Source organism: Ruegeria sp. MALMAid1280 (assembly GCF_049195285.1).
GTDB lineage: Bacteria > Pseudomonadota > Alphaproteobacteria > Rhodobacterales > Rhodobacteraceae > Ruegeria.
In genome coordinates, this window is sequence record NZ_JBMIRT010000059.1 from 750,236 (window position 1) to 773,359 (window position 23,124).

19 protein-coding genes and 1 tRNA gene are annotated in these 23,124 nt (G+C 59.1%); 13 read left to right on the forward strand and 7 right to left on the reverse strand.

The window, feature by feature from the left end; translation table 11 throughout:
• Window positions 1–5: 5 nt before the first annotated feature.
• A complete protein-coding gene (locus ACOQFT_RS20605) occupies window positions 6–590 on the forward strand; it encodes a lytic transglycosylase domain-containing protein (RefSeq protein ID WP_421599712.1) in 585 nt (194 codons plus the stop codon).
• Window positions 591–643: 53 nt separating this feature from the next.
• On the opposite strand, the gene ACOQFT_RS20610 is transcribed toward ACOQFT_RS20605, so the two are convergent.
• The 6 genes from ACOQFT_RS20610 to miaA all read right to left on the reverse strand — a co-directional run bounded on the left by ACOQFT_RS20610 (window position 644) and on the right by miaA (window position 8,602).
• Window positions 644–838 carry a hypothetical protein gene (locus ACOQFT_RS20610; RefSeq protein ID WP_421599713.1) on the reverse strand — a complete coding sequence of 65 codons (195 nt, stop codon included), beginning with the start codon at window positions 836–838 and terminating at the stop codon, window positions 644–646.
• Window positions 839–902: 64 nt separating this feature from the next.
• A complete protein-coding gene (locus ACOQFT_RS20615) occupies window positions 903–2,990 on the reverse strand; it encodes a dipeptide ABC transporter ATP-binding protein (protein ID WP_421599714.1) in 2,088 nt (695 codons plus the stop codon).
• Between the two features lie 93 nt (window positions 2,991–3,083).
• The gene (locus tag ACOQFT_RS20620; RefSeq protein WP_421599715.1) at window positions 3,084–4,547 is read right to left on the reverse strand and encodes an ABC transporter permease; all 1,464 of its coding nucleotides are present in this window, start codon (window positions 4,545–4,547) and stop codon (window positions 3,084–3,086) included.
• Window positions 4,548–4,560: 13 nt separating this feature from the next.
• On the reverse strand, window positions 4,561–5,607 hold the full coding sequence (locus ACOQFT_RS20625) for an ABC transporter permease (protein ID WP_421599716.1): 1,047 nt from the start codon (window positions 5,605–5,607) through the stop codon (window positions 4,561–4,563).
• A gap of 121 nt (window positions 5,608–5,728) precedes the next feature.
• Window positions 5,729–7,399, reverse strand: coding sequence for an ABC transporter substrate-binding protein (locus ACOQFT_RS20630; protein ID WP_421599717.1), 1,671 nt, complete (start codon window positions 7,397–7,399; stop codon window positions 5,729–5,731).
• A 309-nt stretch (window positions 7,400–7,708) separates the two neighbouring features.
• Window positions 7,709–8,602 (reverse strand): tRNA (adenosine(37)-N6)-dimethylallyltransferase MiaA, encoded by an 894-nt coding sequence (gene miaA / locus ACOQFT_RS20635; protein ID WP_421599718.1) that lies wholly within the window; start codon window positions 8,600–8,602, stop codon window positions 7,709–7,711.
• A gap of 97 nt (window positions 8,603–8,699) precedes the next feature.
• On the opposite strand from miaA, the gene pyrH reads away from it, so the two are divergent.
• The 10 genes from pyrH to ACOQFT_RS20685 all read left to right on the forward strand — a co-directional run bounded on the left by pyrH (window position 8,700) and on the right by ACOQFT_RS20685 (window position 20,808).
• A complete protein-coding gene (gene pyrH, locus ACOQFT_RS20640) occupies window positions 8,700–9,452 on the forward strand; it encodes a UMP kinase (RefSeq protein WP_421599719.1) in 753 nt (250 codons plus the stop codon).
• Window positions 9,453–9,661: 209 nt separating this feature from the next.
• Window positions 9,662–11,248: a BCCT family transporter gene (locus tag ACOQFT_RS20645; protein WP_421599720.1), complete on the forward strand. Its 1,587-nt coding sequence runs from the start codon at window positions 9,662–9,664 to the stop codon at window positions 11,246–11,248.
• Between the two features lie 253 nt (window positions 11,249–11,501).
• Window positions 11,502–12,728: an aminotransferase class V-fold PLP-dependent enzyme gene (locus ACOQFT_RS20650; RefSeq protein WP_421599721.1), complete on the forward strand. Its 1,227-nt coding sequence runs from the start codon at window positions 11,502–11,504 to the stop codon at window positions 12,726–12,728.
• Window positions 12,729–12,776: 48 nt separating this feature from the next.
• Window positions 12,777–14,201 (forward strand): cryptochrome/photolyase family protein, encoded by a 1,425-nt coding sequence (locus ACOQFT_RS20655; protein WP_421599722.1) that lies wholly within the window; start codon window positions 12,777–12,779, stop codon window positions 14,199–14,201.
• Between the two features lie 69 nt (window positions 14,202–14,270).
• Window positions 14,271–15,479 (forward strand): class I SAM-dependent methyltransferase, encoded by a 1,209-nt coding sequence (locus ACOQFT_RS20660; RefSeq protein ID WP_421599723.1) that lies wholly within the window; start codon window positions 14,271–14,273, stop codon window positions 15,477–15,479.
• A 16-nt stretch (window positions 15,480–15,495) separates the two neighbouring features.
• The gene (locus ACOQFT_RS20665; RefSeq protein ID WP_421599724.1) at window positions 15,496–15,936 is read left to right on the forward strand and encodes a TrgA family protein; all 441 of its coding nucleotides are present in this window, start codon (window positions 15,496–15,498) and stop codon (window positions 15,934–15,936) included.
• A gap of 31 nt (window positions 15,937–15,967) precedes the next feature.
• Window positions 15,968–17,083, forward strand: coding sequence for an NUDIX domain-containing protein (locus ACOQFT_RS20670; RefSeq protein ID WP_421599725.1), 1,116 nt, complete (start codon window positions 15,968–15,970; stop codon window positions 17,081–17,083).
• Between the two features lie 69 nt (window positions 17,084–17,152).
• Window positions 17,153–18,187, forward strand: coding sequence for a cysteine synthase A (locus ACOQFT_RS20675; protein WP_170442230.1), 1,035 nt, complete (start codon window positions 17,153–17,155; stop codon window positions 18,185–18,187).
• The gene (locus ACOQFT_RS20680) at window positions 18,187–20,628 is read left to right on the forward strand and encodes a DUF3772 domain-containing protein (protein WP_421599726.1); all 2,442 of its coding nucleotides are present in this window, start codon (window positions 18,187–18,189) and stop codon (window positions 20,626–20,628) included. The genes ACOQFT_RS20675 and ACOQFT_RS20680 overlap by 1 nt, the downstream gene beginning before the upstream one ends.
• Before the next feature lie 90 nt (window positions 20,629–20,718).
• Window positions 20,719–20,808, forward strand: a tRNA-Ser gene (locus tag ACOQFT_RS20685).
• Window positions 20,809–20,841: 33 nt separating this feature from the next.
• Here the strand turns inward: ACOQFT_RS20685 and ACOQFT_RS20690 are convergent.
• Complete coding sequence (locus ACOQFT_RS20690) at window positions 20,842–21,468, reverse strand: SDR family oxidoreductase (protein ID WP_421600076.1); 627 nt, start codon at window positions 21,466–21,468, stop codon at window positions 20,842–20,844.
• Between the two features lie 311 nt (window positions 21,469–21,779).
• Here ACOQFT_RS20690 and ACOQFT_RS20695 point away from each other — a divergent pair, with 311 nt between their 5' ends.
• Both ACOQFT_RS20695 and ACOQFT_RS20700 read left to right on the forward strand, forming a co-directional pair.
• Complete coding sequence (locus tag ACOQFT_RS20695) at window positions 21,780–22,739, forward strand: glycosyltransferase family 2 protein (protein WP_421599727.1); 960 nt, start codon at window positions 21,780–21,782, stop codon at window positions 22,737–22,739.
• The gene (locus ACOQFT_RS20700; protein WP_421599728.1) at window positions 22,736–23,122 is read left to right on the forward strand and encodes a GtrA family protein; all 387 of its coding nucleotides are present in this window, start codon (window positions 22,736–22,738) and stop codon (window positions 23,120–23,122) included. The genes ACOQFT_RS20695 and ACOQFT_RS20700 overlap by 4 nt, the downstream gene beginning before the upstream one ends.
• The last annotated feature ends 2 nt before the right edge of the window (window positions 23,123–23,124 follow it).

Sequence of the window (23,124 nt, forward strand, 5' to 3'; positions counted from 1 at the left end):
CGTTAATGCGATTTCTGGTTAGTTGTTTTTTGGTTGCGTGCTTTGCTCTGGTCTCGGTCCCGGTGACCGCGCAGACGTTGTCAACAAAAAGCCGGAAGGACATTTTTCTCAAGCAATCCAAGGTGTTGGACTCGCGTGCGGCAACTCAGTACCGCGATTCCGAGCGGCTGAAGCCGAAAAGGGCAAAGCCCAGTGACAGCTTCAACAAACGCTACACTGGCAAATACCGGGGGCAGTATATGACTCTGGCCCGGCAAGCCGCGCGCAAGCACAACGTTCCGGAAGAACTGTTCCTGCGTCTGGTGCAGCAGGAAAGCGGATGGAACCCCCATGCGAAATCGCACAAGGGTGCCTTGGGGCTGGCGCAGCTGATGCCTGGCACTGCGCGGCTTTTGGGCGTTAACCCGCATGACCCGAAACAGAACCTGGAAGGTGGGGCGCGGTACCTGTCCTGGCAATACCGCAAGTTCAAATCTTGGCGTCTGGCGCTAGCGGCTTATAACGCCGGACCAAAAGCCGTCGAAAAGCACGGCGGCGTTCCACCTTACAAAGAAACCCAGAACTATGTGAAAGTGATCTGGGGCGGCTAAGCGGTTGTTTCGGTCACATGGCACTGACTCTCGGCCCGAGCCGAGCGCGGCTCTTATGCTCTCCTCAGAGCCGCCCAGATCGCGATCACACCCAGCGCAAGGAAAAACGTCCGAACCGCGCCCCAATTTCCGAAGGCGAAGAGCATCAGCGCCGGACCCATCATCCAACCCAATGAGGTCATCACCCGCAGGCTCGCGTTGAAGGACGGTATGTCAAACCCGTAACGCCCGGCGCTGATGCTTCCCAAGCTGGACGTCGTCAACAAGGGGCGCCGGTATGTCTCCTGCACCCCTGATCTGTGGTTAACTGACTTATTCAGCCGCGACCTTGATGACCGGCTCCATGCGGGCCAGAATCTCTTCGGACAGGTGGCATTTGACCTGATGACCTTCGGCCAGAGTTTTCACCGGCGGCACGTCGCGTTCGCACATTCCGCCCGGAACTTCGGATTTCCACCGGCACCGGGTCTGGAACGGACATCCCGGAGGTGGGTTCATCGCAGACGGGATATCCCCCTCCAATACGATATGTTGCTTTTCGATCGATGTATCGGCAATTGGAACAGCGCTCAGCAACGCTTCGGTATAGGGGTGATAGGGTGGGGCAAAGACCTGATCCGTCGTGCCCAGTTCGACCACATGGCCCAGATACATCACCATCACCCGGTCGCTGAGATACCGCACGATGGACAGATCGTGGCTGATGAACAACAGCGTGGTTTTGTGCTCGCGCTGAATTTCCATTAGCAGATCGGTCACCGCCGCCTGCACCGACACATCCAGCGCCGAGACCGGTTCGTCCGCAACCACGATCCGGGCATCCCCGGCAAAGGCGCGGGCGATCCCGACGCGCTGTTTCTGCCCGCCCGACAATTGCCGCGGCATCCGTTCGGCAAAGGCGCGGGGCAGTTTCACCAGATCCAATAACTCCAGCATCCGCTTCTTGCGCTCGGCTTCGGAGTTGCCGACGCCAAAAATCTCCAGCGCTCGGATGATCTGACGACCCACGGTCATCGATGGGTTCAGCGTGTCGAACGGGTTCTGAAACACCATCTGCACTTCACCCACGGTCTTGGCGTCACGTTCCTCGATCGGGACGGCCTCGATGTTGCGATTGTCCAGCAGGATCTGGCCATCCGTCGCAGTTTCCAGCCCCATCAGGACCTTGGCGAATGTTGATTTGCCGCAGCCGGATTCGCCCACGATGGCCAGCGTCTCGGATTCATGTGCTTCGAAGCTGAGTGTTTCGTTGGCTTTCACAACCTTGGTCTCACCACCCCCGAACAGGGCATTTGCGGCCACCTCATAGTATTTCTTGAGATTTTCCATCTTCAGAACGGTCCGGCCGATCTCGGCCTTTTCCTTCTGTTCGCCCACGGTGATTGGTGCGTTCCAGTCGATCTCTTTGAACTTCAGGCAGCGCGTGTGGTGGCGATCATTGCCCGGCACCGGCTCCATCAGGATATTCTGGGCGTCGCAGCGGCCTTCCTCGAAATAATCGCAGCGCGGGCCAAAGTTACAGCCCGGCGGGCGTTCGTGGGGCAGGGGGAAATTGCCCGGAATCGCCACCAGCGGCCGCGCGTTCTTGTCGGCCCCGGGCAAGGGGATCGACCGGAAAAGCGCCTGCGTATAGGGGTGCTGCATCTCGTCGAACACATCGTGGATCGAGCCGCGCTCGACCGCCTCACCGGAATACATCACACACAGGCGGTCGCATGTTTCCAGAACCAGCCCGAGGTTGTGCGAGATGAACAGCATCGAAGTGCCGTATTTCTTGCCCAGATCCTTGACCAATTCGACCACGGCGGCCTCGACGGTCACGTCCAGAGCCGTTGTGGGTTCGTCCAGAATCAACAGCGACGGCTTCGACATCAGCGCCATCGCGATCACGATCCGCTGCTGCTGACCGCCGGACAGCTGATGCGGGAATGAATTCAGCATCCGCTCGGGGTCGGGCAGTCGCACATCGGTGACCACCTCCAACGCGCGGGCGTAAGCCTCATCCGAACTGACGCCCTCGTGAATCATCGGCACTTCCATCAGCTGCTTGCCGATCTTCATCGCCGGATTCAGCGAGGCCATCGGCTCCTGATAGATCATCGCGATTTCATTGCCGCGAATGTCACGCAGCTCGTCCGAGGTCATCTCGGACAGATCGCGGCCCTTGAACTTGATCGAGCCGCCTACGATCCGCCCGTTCTTGCCAAGGTCCTGCATGACGCCAAGGGCCACTGTGGATTTGCCGCAACCGGATTCGCCCACCAGCCCGACGGCTTCGCCGGGTTGCACACTGACCGAGAAATCCATCACAGCAGGGATTTCCCTCAGACGGGTGAAAAACGAAATCGAAAGCTTGTCGATCTCAAGGATTGGCCCGTCATAATCCGCCAGTTTGTTCATCTGTGTTTCTCCTCGCGAGAGTCAGGGGCATCCCCTTCATCTGGCTAAAAATATCCCGGGGGTCCGGGGGCAGAGCCCCCGGCCTCGATCACATCAGTCCTTCAGACTTTCTTCGCGCAGACCGTCTGCCAGCAGGTTCAAGCCAAGAACCAGTGACAACAGCGCCAGCGCAGGCGGCAGGGCCGGGTGCAGGTAGATCGACAGAAGTTTGCGCCCTTCGTTGATCGTAGACCCCCAGTCCGGGCTTTCCGGCGGAAGCCCCAGCCCGAAGAAACCCAAGGTCCCCAGAAGGATGGTGGTGTAGCCAATCCGCAGACAGAAATCGACGATCAGCGGACCACGCGCGTTGGGCAGGATCTCCCACAGCATGATGTACCATGGACCTTCTCCACGGGTCTGCGCCGCAGCCACGTAGTCCCGCGTCTTGATGTCCAGCGCCAGGCCCCGAACGATCCGGAACACGGTGGGCGAGTTCACGAAGACCACCGAGACGAACACCACAAGGATACCGCCGGGGATGTCGAACAGGTCCAGATAGGTCGGCAACCCCCAGATCCCGTAGCTGTCGGTGTTGATGATGTAACCATCAGTCGTGATCAGCGACAGGTAGAGCCACAGCGCGATGCCCAGCACTCCGATCAACAGCGGAGTGCGGAAGCTCGGCCTTGTGTAATAGCGCGAGTTCAGCAGAACCGCAAGGAACAGGATCGGGAAAACGAACAGCACGGCCGCCATATAATTCGGCACCCCGGTCGCCACGATTTCCGGCGTGACCAGCAGATAGAACAGCAGGATCACCGGGAAGGCGAGGATCAGGTTGGCGAGGAACGACAGGAACGTGTCCAGACGACCGCCATAAAACCCCGCTGGCAGGCCCAGGGTAATCCCGACCATGAAGGCAAACATGGTCGCCAGCGGCGCGATCTGCACCACGATCCAGGCGCCTTTGACCATGCGGCTGAAGACATCGCGGGCCAGGTTGTCGCCGCCCAGCAGGTACCAGGCGTACGCGCCTTCTTCCGTTGAGGGCAGGGGCGTGCCGGGGACCTTGTTCTTCATACCCGACACCTGATCCAGCGGGTCGTGGGTTATGATCAGGTCCATGGCGCCGAAGATGCCGGTGAACACCCAGAACATCACAAGGCCAAAGCCGATCATGCCGATAGGGCTGTCGAACAGTTTGCCGTAGAGGCCCAGCTTGCGTTTGAATGCAATCGACATGGCAAACAGGATGACCAGCGACAGCCAAACCGGCAAGAACTGCCGTGAGATTGCGCCGACGATGCCCGCGCTGGTGCCCATGAGGATGCCCAGCACGATATAGGCCAGTATCAACGCAACACAGGCCGCAAAGCTGTATTGCAGCGCTTTCTGCGTCAGCCCTCGCAGGCCCGAGCCTGAGCTGATCGTACCATCGATATTCACACTGACCGGGGTTTCCGGCAGCACGATACTGCCAAGGATCCAGACGGCGATCGACACCAGAAGGGCAGCTATCGCGATCATCAGTAACGGGTTCAGGAGGGCGATAGAGCCGGTCCAGGTAAGTGGTTCCATGATCTATCCCTCCTTACGAAATACGGATGCGCGGGTTGAGGTAGACATAGCCGATATCCGAGATCAGCTGCGTCACCAGCACCACAAAGACCGACACGACCGAGATCGCCAGCAACAGCTGAATGTCGTTGTTGCCCGCCGCCTGAACCAGCGCCCAGCCAAAGCCCTTGTAGTTGAACAGGGTCTCGACAATCACGACGCCGTTCAGCAACCACGGGAATTGCAGCATGATCACGGTAAAGGGCGCGATCAGCGCGTTGCGCAGCGCGTGCTTCATCACGATGTTTGAAAAGGACACACCTTTCAGACGCGCGGTTCGAATGTACTGCGCCGTCATCACCTCGGTCATCGAGGCGCGGGTCATTCGGGCGATGTAGCCCATCCCGTAAAGTGCAATCGTCAGCACCGGCAGGAAGAAATTCTCGAAGGTCGGATTCTCCATCGCTTGCGTCGCAGTGCCCTTAAACCATTTCAGCCCCACCGCGGATGAGGTGAAAATGGCGATGAAAATTACGCCTGATACGTATTCCGGTGTCGCAGTGGTGGTGATCGCAAAGGTCGACAGGGTCCGGTCGGTGGCCGAGCCTTCTTTCATTCCGGCCAGAACACCAAGGATCAACGCCGAAGGGACCATCAGCAGCATAACCCAGAACATCAACCTGCCGGTCAGGCCCAGACGGGTTCCGACAACGGTCGACACTTCCTCTTTGAAGACAGTGGAGTATCCCCAGTAGCCTTGCAGAATGCCGCAGAACTTGGGGGCGGTTTCTGCGGATTCACCGGGCAGAATACATCTTCCCTGTACCGTGCCATCCTCATTCGTATGTCGGTAGGACGGCAGAACACCCAGCCATTCGCCGTATTTGACCGGCATCGGCTGAAGATATCCGTTCTTTTCAAGAAAGCTTGCAACCTGTTCGTCCGACATTCGGAAATTGCCCTGCGTCTTCGCGAGCTTTTCGAGGTTGGGATAAAGGTTGGTGAGGAAAAAGACCAAGAATGTCAGGCATAATGCTGTCATGAGCATGATGCCGACACGCTTTAGAATGAAAAGTCCCATATTGGCCCCTGTTGGTAGGCTAGCGTGAAGATTATCCGGTTTCACGCATTGCTGTTTTTTGTGTCGCCGCAGTCAGGACGAAAAGGCCGCGCCTTTGCGGCGCGGCCCATTTGGTTTCAGCTTAGCCGATCAAGCCGAATTTATAGAGCTGGGGCAGGTCAGCGATGTGCTTTTCGACACCGACCATGTTGTCGCGGTGGTGACGCATTGCCGTCCGCCAGTAGGGTTGGATGACCACACCTTCGTCGATCATGATCGCCTGAAGCTTGGCCATCACTTCGCGACGCTGGTCCACGTCGGAGATCGAATTCGCTTCGGCCAGCAGGGTGTCGAACTCTTCGTTGGCAAATCCGGACTCGTTCCACGCAACACCCGACTTGTAGGCCAGCGCCAGAACCTGTGTGCCCAGCGGGCGGTGGTTCCAGTTGGTCGAGGAATACGGGTACTTGGTCCAATCGTTCCAGAAGGTCGAACCCGGCAGAACCGTGTGCTTGGCCTTGATGCCCGCATCGTTGAGCTGAGCAACAACCGCCGCGGTGGTGTTGCGGCGCCAGTCATCGTCGATGGACTGCACTTCGTGCTCGAAATCGCCCATGCCCGCTTCGTCCATCAGCGCCTTCGCGCCCGCCGGATCGTAGGGCAGGCGGGTCACGGCCGAGTCATACTCGGGGTGCATCGGCCCCACATGGCAGTTGTCGGCAGGGATGCCGTAGCCGGACATGCCAAGCTCCAGGCAGACATTGTTGTCCACGGCCATGGCAAGCGCCTGACGCACACGTTTGTCACCGTAGATTTTGTTTCCGTCTGCATCTTCAGCCAACTGGTTGGGACGGATGACGATGGTGAAGCCCGACGGGATTTCAGAACGAACCAGGCCGATGCTGTCAAAGATGTCGACGAATTCGCCAACCGACTCCCAGTTCATGTCGATCTCTTCGGCTTCGTAGGCAGCCAGGAAGGCCGCCGGGTCGGTGCCGTAGTCGATAAACTCGATCCGGTCGATATAACCGCCTTTTCCGGCTTCGTATCCCCACCAGTCAAAGCCTTCGTTGCGAACCAGAACGCCTTTGACGCCAACTTCGTGGCTTTCCGGGATCATGAAGCCAGTGCCGATCGGGTTTTCCAGCATATTGTTGGCGTCATGGCTGCTGTGCACGATCGCGCCCGGATAGTCGGCCATACCCGGAATGATCGTGATGTCAGGCGCGTTACACTTCAGTTTGACAGTGTGGCTGTCTACAACTGTGATAGCGCCTTCTGCGGCCTGCTGGGTGTTCTCGTCGATCAGCGACGCCATACGGGACGCCATCGAGTTACCCTCGAGCGTGGTGTCGCACCAGCCGGTGATGTTGCGCGCAACGTCTTCGGCGGTGAAATCATCGCCGTTGTTCCACTTCACGCCTTTACGGACGTTCAAGGTATACTCGGTCGCGTCATCGTTCGTTTCCCAGCTTTCCAGCAGCATGGGCTTGAACGAGCCGTCATTGTTGTACTCGACCAGGTATTCCAGCCAGCCGGCCGTAAAGGTGGCAATCTGAGTCCAGTCATAAGTCCGCGGGTCTTTCAGCGCGCGCACTTCCATCTGATAGCGGATGGTGCCGCCGCGCTGGGGCTCTTGCGCCGCAGCAGGTGATTGCAGGCCGATCATCCCGTAGGCTGCTGGCACGGCAACACCCAGCGCAGTGGCGCGGGCCATGAATTCTCGTCGGCTCAGTTTACCGTCCCGGTATTCCTGAGCGTGCATTTCTGCGGCCCAGTGAACCGGTGCTCCGGTGATGGTTTGGTTTCTCATTGATGTCTCTCCCTGATGAGATGTCTTGTTTTTAAAGAAGATTGGAACCGCTCGAACCGGTCAGTTTCCGGCAGCTGGTTCACGGTTTGTTTGAGTTCTGATTGTCCCCATGCATCCATTCCGCCCCAGAATCTGGATGAGGTCAATGTTCGAAATCGTCATTCATGATATAAAAACGACATGGCCAGAGATTGTTGTATCATGCACCACGCCCGGAAACGGGTGAATCTGCTATGTATACTGTGGTGAACCGGCGGATTCCCTCTTTGCAGGGAATCGCTCAGTAGAGCCTCTCAGGAAATCGACGTATCATTTTGAGAAGTCTATCCGATTCCATTTCTTCATCCGTGCCCTGAACCAGGTGCGCTGACGTTTGGCAAACTGACGGGTGGCGATCGTCGCACGCTCGCGGGCGGCGCCCAGGGTCATCTTGCCGTCCAGATACGCGATCAGCTCGGGCACGCCGATGGCCTTGAAGGCGGGCAGGGACGGATCATAGAGGTCGCGCATCGCCTCGACCTCTTGCAGCGCGCCCGTATCCAGCATCCGATCGAACCGCCGGGTGATGCGATCCAGCAGCCACTCCTTGTTCACGTCAAAGACGACTGGCACCGTGTCAGACAGATCCAGAACCGGAGGTGGCGTGTCGGTCTGCCAGTCGCTCAGGCTGCGCCCGGTGGCTTTCTGCACCTCCCAGGCGCGCTGAACGCGGGCGCGGTTCTGGGTGTCGATCCGGTTCAGCGTACCTGCATCGACACCGGCAATCAGTGAGGGCAGGTTCATCTGGTCTGCCTCGGCCCGAACCTCGGTCGGCGTGGGGGGGATGTCGGCCATACCTTCGGTGAGGGCCGAGAAATACAGACCGGTGCCACCCACGATGATCGGGCGCTGGCCCCCGGACAGCAGCGGCGTCACCTCGCGCAGCCAGTGGCCAGTGGAATAGTCCTGATCATAGGCGATGTGACCGTACAGCAGATGCGGCGCGCGGGCCTCTTCCTCGGCCGAGGGGCGCGCCGAAATCACCCGCCAGCAATCGTAAACCTGACTGGCATCCGCATTCACGATCACGCCGCCATAGGTATCGGCGATCTGCAAGGCCAGCGCCGATTTCCCCGAGGCCGTCGGCCCCGCGATCAGCACCGGTTTGTCGTCGTCAATCGGGGGCAGGCGGTCCCAAATCTGCGATCTGTCGTCATTGGCCATCCGGGTGTGCCCCAATCCTCACCATCCGCATTGAACCTGCGGAGTTTTTGCTTCATTTTGCGCCGGAAATTAACCCCGTGCCAGCCCGGAGCGCAACATGAGCCTTTCCCAATCAGTCGAAACCGCCGAAAACGCCAAAACAAAGTACAACCGCGTGATGCTGAAGATATCCGGCGAGGCGCTGATGGGGGATCAGGGGTTCGGCCTGCACCCGCCGACCGTTCAGCGCATCGCGCAAGAGGTCAAGTCGGTGCACGATTTGGGGGTCGAGATCTGCATGGTGATCGGCGGCGGCAACATCTTTCGCGGTCTCAGCGGTTCGGCGCAGGGGATGGAGCGCACAACGGCCGATTACATGGGTATGCTGGCAACGGTCATGAACGCGCTGGGGATGCAGTCGGCACTGGAAGAGATTGGCGTTTTCACCCGTGTCATCTCGGCCATTCGGATGGATGAGGTCTGCGAGCCCTATATCCGCCGCCGTGCTGTCCGGCACCTGGAAAAGAAACGGGTCTGCATCTTTGCCGCCGGAACCGGCAACCCGTATTTCACCACCGATACCGCTGCGACCCTGCGTGCCAACGAAATGGCGTGTGAGGCGATCTTCATGGGCAAGAATGGCGTTGACGGCGTTTATGACAAGGACCCGAAGGTTCACGCCGATGCGGTACGCTATGACACGGTCACCTATGATGACGTTCTGGCCAAACGGCTGCGTGTCATGGACGCTTCGGCCATTGCGCTGGCGCGGGACAACAACCTGCCACTGATCGTCTTTGGCCTCGACGAACCCGGCGGCTTCCGCGGCATTTTGGCGGGTGAGGGCACCTACACCAAAGTTCAGGGCTAACTCGAACAAACCGAATCCACGGGCCGGGGTCACATCCCGGCCTTTTTTGTCCGGGGATACCACTTTCACCGGCGCACAACTTGCTCTTTACACATGTCGTTTTTTGCAGGTTGTGTCGTTTTCTTGTTGTATGTGGTCTTCTCAGCCAACCCTTTTCGGTGCGGAATATTGAAAGTTCTGGGCACCGAATTAGGGAAGGAAAAGAAAGTATGTCCGAAAATACGGATACCGACTATGAAGTCGGTCAGGACAACGTCCAGATATTGGGGCTGGACGTTCACAATCCGGTTTTTGCCGTTTCGGGGCTTACCATTATTGCATTCGTGTTTTTCTCGCTCGTGTTTCGCGAGCAGGCGGCCGAATTCTTTGGTTGGCTTCGTCCGGCACTGACCAGCCAGTTCGACTGGGTGTTCATGATCGCTGCCAACATCTTTGTGGTGTTTTCACTGCTGCTGATCGTCACGCCCTATGGTTCGATCCGCCTGGGTGGTGACGATGCCAAACCGGATTACAGCTATGCCGGTTGGTTCGCGATGCTGTTTGCTGCGGGCATGGGCATCGGTCTGGTGTTCTGGGGCGTGGCCGAGCCGATTTCGCACTATGGATCGTCGCTGGGCGGCGTTGCCGTCGGAGAAGACGGCATCCGCACCGACTGGGCGCCGCTGGGCGCAGGGCTGGAAGACCCGGAAGCCTCGAGAAAACTGGCGATGGCGGCGACCATTTTCCATTGGGGTATGCACCCCTGGGCCGTCTATGCGGTCGTGGCACTGGCACTGGCCTTTTTCAGCTTTAACCGGGGTCTGCCGCTGACCATGCGGTCGGTATTCTATCCGCTGTTTGGCGAGGCGACATGGGGTCCTCTGGGGCACATCATCGACGTTCTGGCCGTGTTTGCCACCATCTTTGGTCTGGCGACATCGCTGGGTCTGGGCGCGACGCAGGCGCTGGCTGGTTTGAACTATCTGTTCGATGTTCCGATCACGGATGGCATGAAAGTACTGCTGATCGGGCTGATCACGGTGTTTGCACTGATCTCGGTTGTTGCCGGCCTCGACAAAGGGGTAAAGCGTCTGTCCGAGGCCAACATGATCCTGGCCGCGGCTCTGCTGTTGCTGGTGCTGATTGTCGGCCCGACCGCCGCAATTCTGACCGGCTTTTTCGACAGCATGATCGAGTACTTCATTGCGCTGCCCGCGCTTTCGAACTGGGTTGGTCGTGAAGACACCAACTTCTTGCAGGGCTGGACCACTTTCTACTGGGCCTGGTGGATTTCCTGGTCGCCTTTCGTTGGCATGTTCATCGCTCGCATTTCTCGCGGCCGGACCGTGCGCGAATTCGTGACCTGCGTGATCCTGATCCCGACGGTGGTCGGCGCGCTGTGGATGAGCGTTTTCGGCGGCGCGGCGCTGGATCAGGTAATGTCCGGTTCGGGACAGACCCTGTCGGACGCGGCGCTTGAACTGAAGATGTTCAAGATGTTCGAAGCCTTCCCGATGACCGGCCTGCTGTCCTTTGTTGGCATCATCCTTGTTGTCGTGTTCTTCGTGACCAGCTCGGACTCGGGCTCGCTGGTGATCGATACGATCACGGCCGGCGGCAAAACCGATGCCCCCACGGCGCAGCGTGTGTTCTGGTGCATTCTGGAAGGGGCGATTGCTGTCGTGCTGCTGCTGGGTGGCGGACTTGGCGCCTTGCAGGCCGCCGCGATTGCAACCGGCTTTCCGTTTGCGATCGTGCTTGTGCTGATGTGCGTATCGGTCTTCATCGGTCTGGCGAACGAAAAACGTCGCCGCTGAGTTCGGCCTTATCAAGAAAAGCCCCGGCCATGCGTCGGGGCTTTTTTCTTTTGGGCCGGGTTGACCGATGTCCTCGCCCTTGTCTAACTATCCGCGTCCTTCGGGTGGTCCGTTCTGCCCGGAAAGACTGCCCATGCCTCTGTCAAAAAGGGGCTGTGGTTGGGCTGGAAGACCTGCCGTGATTTCCGAGTTGTCCGAAATCATGCGCGGGCATCGTATCGGAACAAGCTGCATGAATGAGGAGAGGCGTGCCATGAGCACTCTGGATATCAATTTCGTTCGGGCTCAGTTCCCGGCTTTTTCCGAGCCCAGCCTGCAAGGACAGGCGTTCTTTGAAAACGCGGGCGGGTCATACACCTGTAAACTGGTGCTGGACCGGCTGACGCGTTATTACACGCAACGCAAGGTCCAGCCCTATGGCCCCTATGACGCCAGCCGTCTGGCGGGCGAAGAGATGGACGAGGCCCGCGCGCGCATGGCCGCGATACTGGGGGTGGACACCGACGAACTCAGCTTTGGGCCATCGACCACGCAAAACACCTATGTTCTTGCGCAGGCGTTTCGCAAATGGATGAAACCGGGCGAGGCCATCGTAGTGACCAATCAGGATCACGAGGCCAATTCGGGCCCGTGGCGGCGCCTGGCCGAGGATGGCATCGAAATCCGCGAATGGCAGATCGATCCGGAAACCGGGTCGTTGAACCCGCAGGATCTGGAAAACTTGCTGGACGAAAAGGTCCGTCAGGTGTGCTTTCCCCACTGCTCCAACGTGATCGGTGAGATCAACCCGGTCACCGAAATCACCTCGATCGCCCATGCGGCCGGTGCGTTCGTCTGTGTTGACGGTGTTTCATACGCGCCGCACGGGTTTCCAAATGTCGGCCATATGGGGCCGGATATCTATCTGTTCTCGGCCTACAAAACCTATGGCCCTCATCAAGGGTGCATGGTGGTCCGGCGCGCATTGGGAGAGTTGCTGCCCAATCAGGCGCATTTTTTCAACGGTGACGTGCTGTACAAGCGGTTTACGCCCGCCGGACCAGATCACGCCCAGATCGCGGCCAGTGCGGGCATGGCGGACTATGTCGATCTGCTGTGCGATCACCACGATGGCCCCGATGGGGACGCGACCCAACGCGGAGCCTTCGTGCATGACCTGATGCGCGGGCAAGAGGTGACCTTGCTGCAGCCGGTGCTGGATGCGGTCAAGGATCGCAATGCCGTGCGCCTGATCGGCACATCGGATGCGACGCGCCGCGCGCCGACCGTTGCGCTGGCCCTGAACCGAAACGCTGAGGCTGTCGCCGCTGATCTTGCAAGTCACGGGATCATGGCAGGCGGCGGTGACTTCTACGCCGTGCGTCCGCTGCAGGCGATGGGTGTGGATATGGCGCAGGGCGTGCTGCGGGTCAGCTTTACGCATTATACCTCGCAACAGGAAATTGATCAGTTGTTGAACGCACTTGACGTTGTTTTGTGATCCGGTTTCCGTTCGGCTTCGTAATGCGAAGAAAACAACCGGGCGGACATGGAAAACTCTCAATCTCCGATCATCTTGTGGTTCCGGCGGGACTTGCGCCTGTCGGACCATCCTGCGCTAAGCGCGGCAGCCCGGACCGGACGACCCATCATCCCGGTGTTCATTCTGGACGACGTTGTCGAGGCGTTGGGCGCGGCACCAAAATGGCGTCTTGGTCTCGGGCTAAAGACCTTTGCGCAGTCTCTTGAAAAGGCAGGCAGCCGCCTGATCCTACGGCGCGGGGACGCCTTAACCGTTTTGCAGAAGCTGATCGCGGAAACCGGTGCGACCGCGGTTTATTGGTCCCGGGCCTATGACCCGGGCGCAACTGCGCGAGACACCCGTGTCAAATCGGCTCTGACCGGGCAGGGGGTCGAGGCCACGTCCTTTGCTGGCCACCTGTTGTTCGAACCCTGGACCGTGGCCACCAAGACCGGTCAGCCGTTCCGGGTTTTCACTCCGATGTGGCGGGCGGTGCAGGGGCGGGACATCGCCGCGCCTGAGGTCGCGCCATCGGCCATCCCGGCCCCTCAGAACTGGCCGGAATCCGATGATCTGGCGGCATGGAAACTGGGCGCCGCAATGAATCGCGGGGCGGCGATTGTTGCGCCATATGTGCGCCCCGGTGAAAGTGCGGCTTTCGAGGCTCTGCACGGGTTTTTCGACCGAATCTCAGACTATTCGGCGGATCGGGATCGTCTTGATCGGGATGGCACATCGAATTTGGCCGAATACCTGTCGTTGGGCGAGATCGGGCCGCGCAGCGTCTGGCACGCGGTGCAGCGTGCCGCAATGACGGGTGCGCAGGGTACCGAGGCTTATCTGCGCCAACTGGTCTGGCGCGAGTTTGCATATCACCTGATGTTCCACACTCCGCACTTGCTGACTGAAAACTGGAAGCCGGAATGGGATGCGTTCCCGTGGAACACCGATGCCAGCCGCCCCGAAGTTGTCGCGTGGCAGCAAGGCCGCACCGGTATTCCGGCGGTGGATGCCGGGTTGCGTCAAATGTACGTAACCGGCCGCATGCACAACCGGGCCCGCATGATCGTCGCCAGTTATCTGACCAAGCATCTGATGACACACTGGAAAATAGGCATGAACTGGTTTGCCGAGTGCCTGACCGACTGGGACCCGGCGGCAAATGCGATGGGCTGGCAATGGGTTGCAGGCTCGGGGCCGGATGCCGCACCGTTCTTCCGGATATTTAACCCGCGGACCCAGCAGCAAAAATTCGACCCACATGGGACTTATCTGAAACGGTGGATCGCCGAAGAGCAGGCCGCACCTTCGATCAGCGCGCTGTCGTACTTTGATGCGGTACCGCGCTCGTGGGGACTGGAGGCCGCTTCTTCCTATCCGGAACCGGTGGTTGATCTTACCTCTGGCCGGGCGCGGGCATTGGTGGCCTATGAAGGCCGAAAAACCGGGTAAGGAACTGAAAACTTGCCACAAACACAATCTCGGCCTAGCTTTTAACTAAGGCCGCAAAGGGGAGGGCGGATGATCTTAACGACAACGGAAGGGCAGAAGGAACTGCCCAGGTATTTTGTTCAAGTCTTCAAGATGCTGAACCGGATGGAGTCCGGTCGGATAGATATCGCCTTGCCCGATGGCCGGGTTTTTCGGTCCGAAGGGGGCAAACCCGGACCGGTCGCTCGGGTTGATATCCATGACCCGGACGTCTTTGCGCGTCTGATCCGCGAGGGCGAACTGGGCTTTTCCGACGCGTATCTGGAGGGCGATTGGAGCACGCCCGACCTGCGATCCTTTATGGATCTGGTACATCTGGGTACCGAGACCGTGTATGACGATTTCACCGGTATGTTTTTGGTTCAGGCCTATGAACGCCTGCGGTTCTGGTTGCACCGGAACCATCGGCGGCAGGCCAGGAAGAACATCTCGTACCATTACGATCTGGGGAATGATTTCTATGGTTTGTGGCTGGACGACACGATGACTTATTCCAGCGCGCTGTTCGAGACGGGGCAGGAAAGTCTGGAAAACGCACAAACCGCGAAATACGCCAGTCTGGTCGATGAAATGGGCGCTAAGCCCGGAGATCACATCCTGGAGATCGGCTGCGGCTGGGGTGGTTTTGCAGAATATGCCGCGAAAGAGCGTGGCCTAAGGGTCACAGGTCTGACGATCAGCCAGGAACAGTTGAACTTTGCGCGGCAAAGAATTGAAAAGGCAGGGCTTTCAGGATTGGTGGAGTTCAAGTTGCAGGATTACCGCGACGAACAGGGCCAGTATGACGGGATCGCCTCGATCGAGATGTTCGAAGCCGTCGGACAGAAGTACTGGCCGGTCTACTTCGAGACTGTGCGCGAGCGCCTGAAACCCGGTGCGCAGGCGACGTTGCAGATCATCACCGTCGCGGATCACCGGTGGGACATTTACAAGAACGGCGTTGATTTCATTCAGAAATATATTTTTCCGGGCGGAATGCTTCCAACGCCTACGATCCTGAAAGAGCAGGTTTCCGAGGCGGGGTTGGACGTGGTGAAATCCCGGGAATTCGGCAAAAGCTATGATCTGACCCTGCGTCGTTGGTACGACACGTTCAACGAGAAATGGGACGAAATTGCCGAAATGGGGTTTGATGAGCGTTTCCGCCGCATGTGGAACTATTATTTGACCGCATGTGGCGCAGCCTTTGACACTGGCAACTGCGATGTGACACAGATCACTATAGCAAAACCCAGTTAATAAACGGAAATACCGAATGCCCAGTGCTCCGCGTCTCGTTGCTGCAATCTGTCTGTTGGTGGTCGCCTTTCTCGTATCAAGCATGATAATCGACAACGGCGAAGACGGTAAGGATTACGGCGCGTTCACGACGGTCAACATGATCATTGGATTGGTGTGCGGCTGGATGATCATGGGCAAGAGGGTTGGCCGGGGCTGGACCGGAGCGGTCAACAACGGGTTGACGGGTATTGCCGCGCTTGTGTTCTGGGGTCTTTTTGTTCAGGGCTGCAATGAAATGATCCGACTGGCCATGCGCCATCGCTATGATGGTCCGTTCGAGGCCCTGATTTCTATTTTCAAGATCGGTGTCGATTACAGCAGACTTCTGCTGGCGCCGGAAATTCTGTGGACTTTAGTGATCGGAGCCCTTATCGCCGGCCTTGCAACCGAAGAAGCCAGCCGCCGCTGGCGGTAACCCTCTGGAATTCAGCGCGAGATTCTCTTTAGTGTCCGATTTGTTCTTTTACGGCACGCTCAGGCACCAGCCGCTGCTTGAGCTTGTGCTTGGCCGCCCCTTGTCGCAATTGACGGTGTCGCAGGCCAGCTTGCAGGATCACGTAGTTTATGCCGTGGCAGGGCAGGTTTTTCCGATGATTGCTTCGGAAAAGGGCAGCAAAGCCGAAGGTCTGCTGGTACAGGGATTTACCCAAGAGGACTTGAACAGGCTGGCCTATTACGAGGGTGGGTTTGACTATGACCTCAGCCCGCTGGACGTGGAGCTTGCTGATGGGTCAAAAGCCCCGGCCAGTGTGTTTTTCCCGGAACCCGGTCTCTGGACACCGGACGGGCCATGGTCGTTGCAGGGCTGGGTCGATGACTGGTCCGAAGTGACCCTGCTGGCTGCACAGGAAGAGCTTGCCTATTACGGCAGGGTTGACGCCGCCACGATTGCCCGCAATTTCGCGCCGATCCGTACCCGCGCCTGGGCCCGCCTTGCCGCGCGCAAGCGCCGGACCGGCGATCTGCGCGACACCGCCAAAGACGTAATCGTCCAAAGCCACAAGCGCGCCTATGTGAACTATTTCGGCATGGAAGAGCTGGAGGTGCAGCACCGCCAGCATGACGGGACGATGGGGCCGGTCCTGCAGCGCAGCGGGCTGATGCAAGGGGCTGCCGTGGTCGTTCTACCCTATGATCCGGTCCGCGACGCGGTTCTGCTGGTCGAACAATTCCGCGCGCCGGTGTTTCTGATCGACGATCCCGAACCGTGGATGTGGGAACCTGTGGCCGGCATGATCGATCCCGGAGAAACACCGGAACAGGCCGCCTATCGTGAAGCCCAGGAAGAGGCTCAGGTGACGCTGGACGCATTAGAGTATGCGGGTGGGGCCTATTCCTCAAGCGGGTCGTCGACCGAGTTTATTTACCTCTATGTGGGGCTCGGTGATCTGACCCGGACCATCGACAATGGCGGGTTGGCGTCCGAGGGTGAGGATATCCGCACGCAAATCCTGCCCTATGACACCTTCATGCAAAAGGTGGACGGCAACGAATTCAAGGATTTGCCCCTGTTGTCGCTGGCCAACTGGCTGGCCCGACATCGCGACCGTCTGCGGGGGTGAGGATCGCCGCTTGTGGTTGTCGCACGGCATCTGTAAATCTTCGTTGATACGTAATGATATGAGGGCGCCATGCGCATTGCACGAGACCTTGCCGACGCAGTCGGGAAAACACCGCTGATCCGGCTGAAGCGCATCAGTGAAGAGACCGGGTGCGAAATTCTGGGCAAGGCCGAGTTCATGAATCCGGGTCAATCGGTCAAGGATCGCGCGGCGCTTTACATCATCCGCGATGCCGTTGCGCGGGGTGAGTTGAAGCCCGGCGGAACAATTGTCGAGGGCACGGCGGGCAATACCGGCATCGGTCTGGCGCTGGTTGGTGCGTCGATGGGGTTCAAGACGGTGATCGTGATCCCGGAAACCCAGTCGGAAGAAAAGAAGGATATGCTGCGTCTGGCGGGCGCGCAATTGGTGCAGGTTCCGGCCGCGCCGTACCGCAACCCGAACAACTTTGTGCACTACTCGCGCCGTCTGGCCGAGGAACTGGCGCAGACCGAACCCAATGGCGCAATCTGGGCAAACCAGTTCGACAACGTTGCCAACCGTCAGGCCCACGTTGAAACCACCGGCCCGGAAATCTGGGAACAGACCGGCGGTAAGGTGGATGGCTTTGTCAGCGCGGTCGGCTCGGGCGGGACGCTGGCCGGTGTGGCCGACGCACTGCAGCCCAAAGGGGTCAAGATCGCTTTGGTCGATCCGATGGGGGCTGGGCTTTATTCGTACTACACCACCGGTGAGATCGCGATGGAGGGCAGTTCGATCGCCGAAGGTATCGGGCAGGTGCGCATCACCAAGAACCTCGAAGGGTTCAAGCCGGACTATGCGTATCAGATGACCGACAACGAGGCGCTGCCTTACATCTTTGACCTGCTGCGCGACGAAGGCTTGGTCATGGGCGGTTCAACCGCGATCAACATGGCCGGTGCGGTACGTCTGGCCAAGGATCTGGGGCCTGGCCATACCATCGTGACGATCCTGTGCGACTATGGCACGCGTTATCAGTCCAAGCTGTTCAACCCCGAATTCCTGCGTGAAAAGGAACTGCCGGTGCCGGATTGGATGACCGAGGCGCCACGCAGCATTCCCGGCGTGTTCGAGGACGTATGATGCTGCGGCAGGTTCGCCTGTTTCTTGCGCTCTTTCTGGTTTGCTTTGCAATGCTGGGCGGCCCTGTGGCTGCCGAGCTGACCGATCAGCAAAGCGAATACTACCAGAAGTGGCTTGCAACGGCGGACCGTGCCGAGACCGAAATCGAAGCGGACCGGACCTCAAACGCGGCGCTCGAGAATTTGCGGTCCGAAATCCACACCTACCGTGAAGATTTCAACCGCGCGCGCAGCGCCAACACAGATCGCATCCAGACTCTCGATGCTCAGATCAAGGCCCTTGGACCGGCGCCCGAAGGCGACGCGACCGAGCCCGAGGAAATTGCCCGATTGCGGGCTCATCTGGAAGATCAACTGACCAGCCTGCAGGTTCCGCGGATCATTTCGGAGGAAGCCTTTAGCCGCGCCAATGGCCTGATCAGCGAGATCGATCAATTGCTGCGCGACAGGCAGACGAAAGAGTTGCTGGAACGCGGGCCATCCCCCGTGAACCCGACATATTGGGGCCCGGCCTGGACCGACATTGTGGAATCCGTGCGCGGCCTGATTGGTGAATCTGCGCAAAACCTGAAGGCCAATATTGTTCAGGACCGTCTGAGAGATCGCGGCCTTGGCATCCTGTTCCTGACCCTCGCCGCGGGTGTATTGGTTTATTACGGGCGCTACTGGTCCGAGGCTGCGGGCGAATACCTGCGCAGCCTTGGCGGGCGCGGTATTGGTGTCTGGTCGTTTCTGGTGTCGCTGCTGCGCATTCTGCTGCCTTGGCTGGGGGTCTGGCTGATGGTGCAGGCGGTCATCATGACCGGTCTTCTGGGGCTGCGTGGCACATTGCTGATCCAGAACGTACCGTACTGGGCCGCCCTTATCTTTTACTACGACTGGATCGGACGTCAGCTGTATCTGACGCAGGCGGCGCAGGGTTTCAATCGTCTGTCCCGCAAGAATGTTACCGAGCTGCGGGTGTATCTGGATATTCTGGCGATCTTTCTGATCGCGTATGAATTCGGGCTGCTGTTCGATCAGATCGAGAATATTACGGACGCAACCCGGGCGGTCATCAGCTTTCCGGTGGTCTTTGGCACCGCCCTGATCCTGCTGCGTATTCGCCGTATCCGGACCAGCCGCCCCGAGACCGACGACCCCGAGGCAAGTGAAACGCCGCGCAGTGCCGGTCTGGCTCAGATCGTGGAGTTTCTTCGCAAGGCCCTGTTCCTGCTGGGGATCGCCAGCCCGATCCTGGCGGCCGTTGGTTTTACCAATGCGGCCGAAGCGATTGTCTTCCCTGCGGTGAAAACGCTGGTTCTGTTTGCGGCTTTGGCGATCTTCCATCGCTTCCTGACCTCGGTCTACGGCTGGCTTAGCGGGCAGGGAGAGTCTGCGCGAGATTCACTGTTTTCCGTGCTGGCCGGTTTTGTCCTTGCCATCCTGACCCTGCCGGTTCTGGCGCTGTACTGGGGCGCGCGGCAAACCGACCTGCTTGAGGTCTGGTCGCGGCTGCTGCTGGGGTTCGATATCGGTGGTGTCACGATTTCTCCCAGCAATTTCTTTACCTTCCTGGTCGTGTTCGCAATCGGCTATGGCCTTACACGGTTGCTGCAAAGCGGGCTGCGCAATTCGCTGCTGCCGAAAACCAGCATCGATCCGGGTGGGCAGAACGCGATTGCGGCCGGCACTGGATATGTCGGGATATTTCTGGCGGCGCTTGCCGCCATCATGGTGGCCGGGTTCGACCTGTCGTCGCTGGCCATCGTCGCCGGTGCGCTGTCGGTCGGTATCGGTTTCGGCCTGCAGACCATCGTGTCGAATTTCGTCTCGGGCATCATCTTGCTGGTCGAGCGGCCGATCTCGAAAGGGGACTGGATAGACGTAAACGGGATGATGGGCTATGTGCGCGACATCTCGGTGCGGTCCACGCGGATTGAGACGTTTGACCGGACCGATGTGATCGTCCCGAACTCTGATCTGATCAGCGGTGTGGTCACGAACTATACCCGCGGCAACACCATTGGGCGGGTCATCGTGCCTGTGGGTGTGGCCTATGGCACTGACACCCGCGTGGTCGAGAAAATCTTGGGCGAAGTGGCGAACTCGCACCCGATGGTGCTGGCGCATCCGGCCCCCAGCGTGGTGTTTCAGGGCTTTGGCGCGGATTCTCTGGATTTCGAGATTCGCGCCATTCTGCGCGACGTGAACTGGGCGCTGTCGGTGAAATCCGACATGAACCACGAGATCAACCGCCGCTTTGTCGAAGAAGGCATCGAGATTCCCTTCGCACAGCGTGATGTCTGGCTGCGCAACCCCGTGGCGTTGCAGGGACAGCCCTCCGCACCGCAGCAGAAACCTGAGGCCGAGACCACAAAACCGGCTTCAAATCCGCCGTCTTCTGCTCCTGTTGATATGACCGAGGCCGATCTGAGTGACGGAAACGGCGACGAGATTTAATCGCGTCTGCAGCGGAACTGCGGAAGGTTGAATTTTCGCTTTAATCGCCCCTTGCAAATCCCCCGGCGATGGTCCAAATATCGCGCCCACGGAGAGGTGGCCGAGTGGTCGAAGGCGCACGCCTGGAAAGTGTGTAGGCGGGAAACCGTCTCCAGGGTTCGAATCCCTGTCTCTCCGCCATACACCACATTTTTTGCAACAGCACGACCGATGTCAGACCGAGCGTGTGATGCCCCCGTCGACGCGGATGTTCTGGCCGGTGATGTATGCTCCGCCGTCCGAGACAAGAAAGGCCACGGTGGCGGCGATTTCGTCATAGGCCTTGCCATAGCGTTCCATCGGGATGCGGGCTTTCCATTCCGGGTTTTCGGGCAGGCTATCGATGAACCCCGGCAGCACATTGTTCATGCGCACATTGTCGGGGGCGTATTTATCGGCGAACAGCTTGCTATAGGCCGCAAGCCCCGCCCGCATGGCGCCCGAGGTTGGAAACACCGGGTCCGGTTCGAAGGCGGCAAAGGTCGAGAAATTGATGATCGCGCCGGATTTCTGCTTGATCATGATAGGCGCAACAATCCGAGTTGCGCGTACGGCGTTCAGGAAATAGACCTCCATCCCCTCGTGCCAGTCCTCATCGCTGATGTCCAGAACCGGCGCGCGGGGGCCGTGGCCGGCCGAGTTCACCAGCACATCCACGCGCCCCCATTTGTCCATGACCGCATCCACCAGTTGCTGCATGTCCGCGCTGGACCTGTTTGTGCCGGTCGCGCCAATACCACCCCGCGCGACCCCAGAAATCCCCGGATCGTAGCCGCCGTGCGTGCGTGGATGCTTGCGCAGGTCTGAGGAAACCGGCACCACGTTCAGCAGGCAACCCGATCAATGCCGCAGGAAGGGCGTATTGCTGCCATATCAGGGTGCAAAAAACGCGGCAGAATAATGCGCGGTCATACTCATCGCGGGTTTTCGGGTCGGGTTATGTGTCGCAACGGTAACGACCCCCCGAAATTTCGCGCCGGCCAATTAGCGAAAGCCGATTGTTGAGATATCAAGAGCCGCAACCATAAGTGAAACAAAAAGCACGAGCAGCCAGTTCCGAAAAACCGCGACCCGATCGCGGGGGCCGGACACAAATCTCGGTCGGAGGTTCAATGTTATTGTCCGTTGTCGTTCCCTGCATGAACGAGGAGGCCTCGATCCCCATGCTGGTCGAGCGTTTGATCGTTGCAACCGACGCCTGGCGGGGTGACATCGAGATTGTGCTGGTCGATGACGGATCTACCGACGATACATGGAACGCGATCTGTACGCAGTGCAGGGACCATTCCGCGATCCGTGGTCTGAAACTGTCGATGAATCGCGGGCATCAGGTGGCCCTGACGGCCGGGCTGATGGCGGCCAAGGGTGAGCGGATTTTCATGCTCGACGCCGATTTGCAAGACCCGCCCGAGCTGTTGTCAGACATGATGGCAATGATGGATCGCGGCTATGACGTGGTTTACGGGCGCCGCAGCGAGCGCAAGGGTGAAAGCTGGTTCAAGAAGGTCACGGCCCACGGGTTCTATCGCGTGCTGAACCGGCTGTCCGATGTGCCGATTCCCAACGATACCGGCGATTTTCGTCTGGTGACCCGGCGGGCGCTGGACGCGGTGCTGCAAATGCCCGAGCGCGCGCGGTTCATCCGCGGGATGTTCGCCTGGGCCGGGTTCCGGCAGATCGGGATCGAATATATCCGCGATCCCCGTGTGGCGGGCGAAACCAAGTACCCGCTGTCCAAGATGATCCGGTTTGCCTTTGATGCGCTGGCCAGTTTCTCGATCAAGCCGCTGCAAATCGCGACGCGGATGGCCTTTCTGACCCTGATCGTTGCCGCCTTGATGGGGGTCTACGTATTCGGATCGCTGATCCTGTACAACACGGTCGCAGGTTGGGCCTCGACCGTTCTGATCATCAGCTTTTTCTCGGGTATCCAGTTGCTGACGCTTGGCATCATGGGCGAATATCTGGGCCGTCTTTACGTCGAGGCCAAGGGCCGGCCGCTGTTCTTCGTGGACGAGCAGGCCGGGGACGCGGTTGAGCCCGTCGTTGAGCATATTGCCAGACAGCAATGACCGAACACCGCCGCATATTCCGTTTTGCGGTCGTCGGGACCGGGGTGGCCGCCTATTACATGGTGACGTATCTGGGCCTGCTGCACCTGCTGGGTTCGCCCTGGATTGCCAACCTGCTGGCCTTTGGCTCGGCAATCCTGATCCAGTATGTCGGCCAGACCGCATGGACTTTTGGCAAACCTCTGGCGGCCCCGGCACAGTTCGGGCGCTTTCTTTGCATGATCGGGGTCGGGCTGGTTGTGTCTTCAGCCCTTACCGGGATCGTCGGGCCGCGCCTTGGGCTGCCCGAGACCGTCTCGGCCGCTTCGGTCGTCGTGGTCCTGCCGATCCTCAACTTTGTGATCCTTCGTCTTTGGGTCTATCGCGAGCGAAATTCAATCTAGAG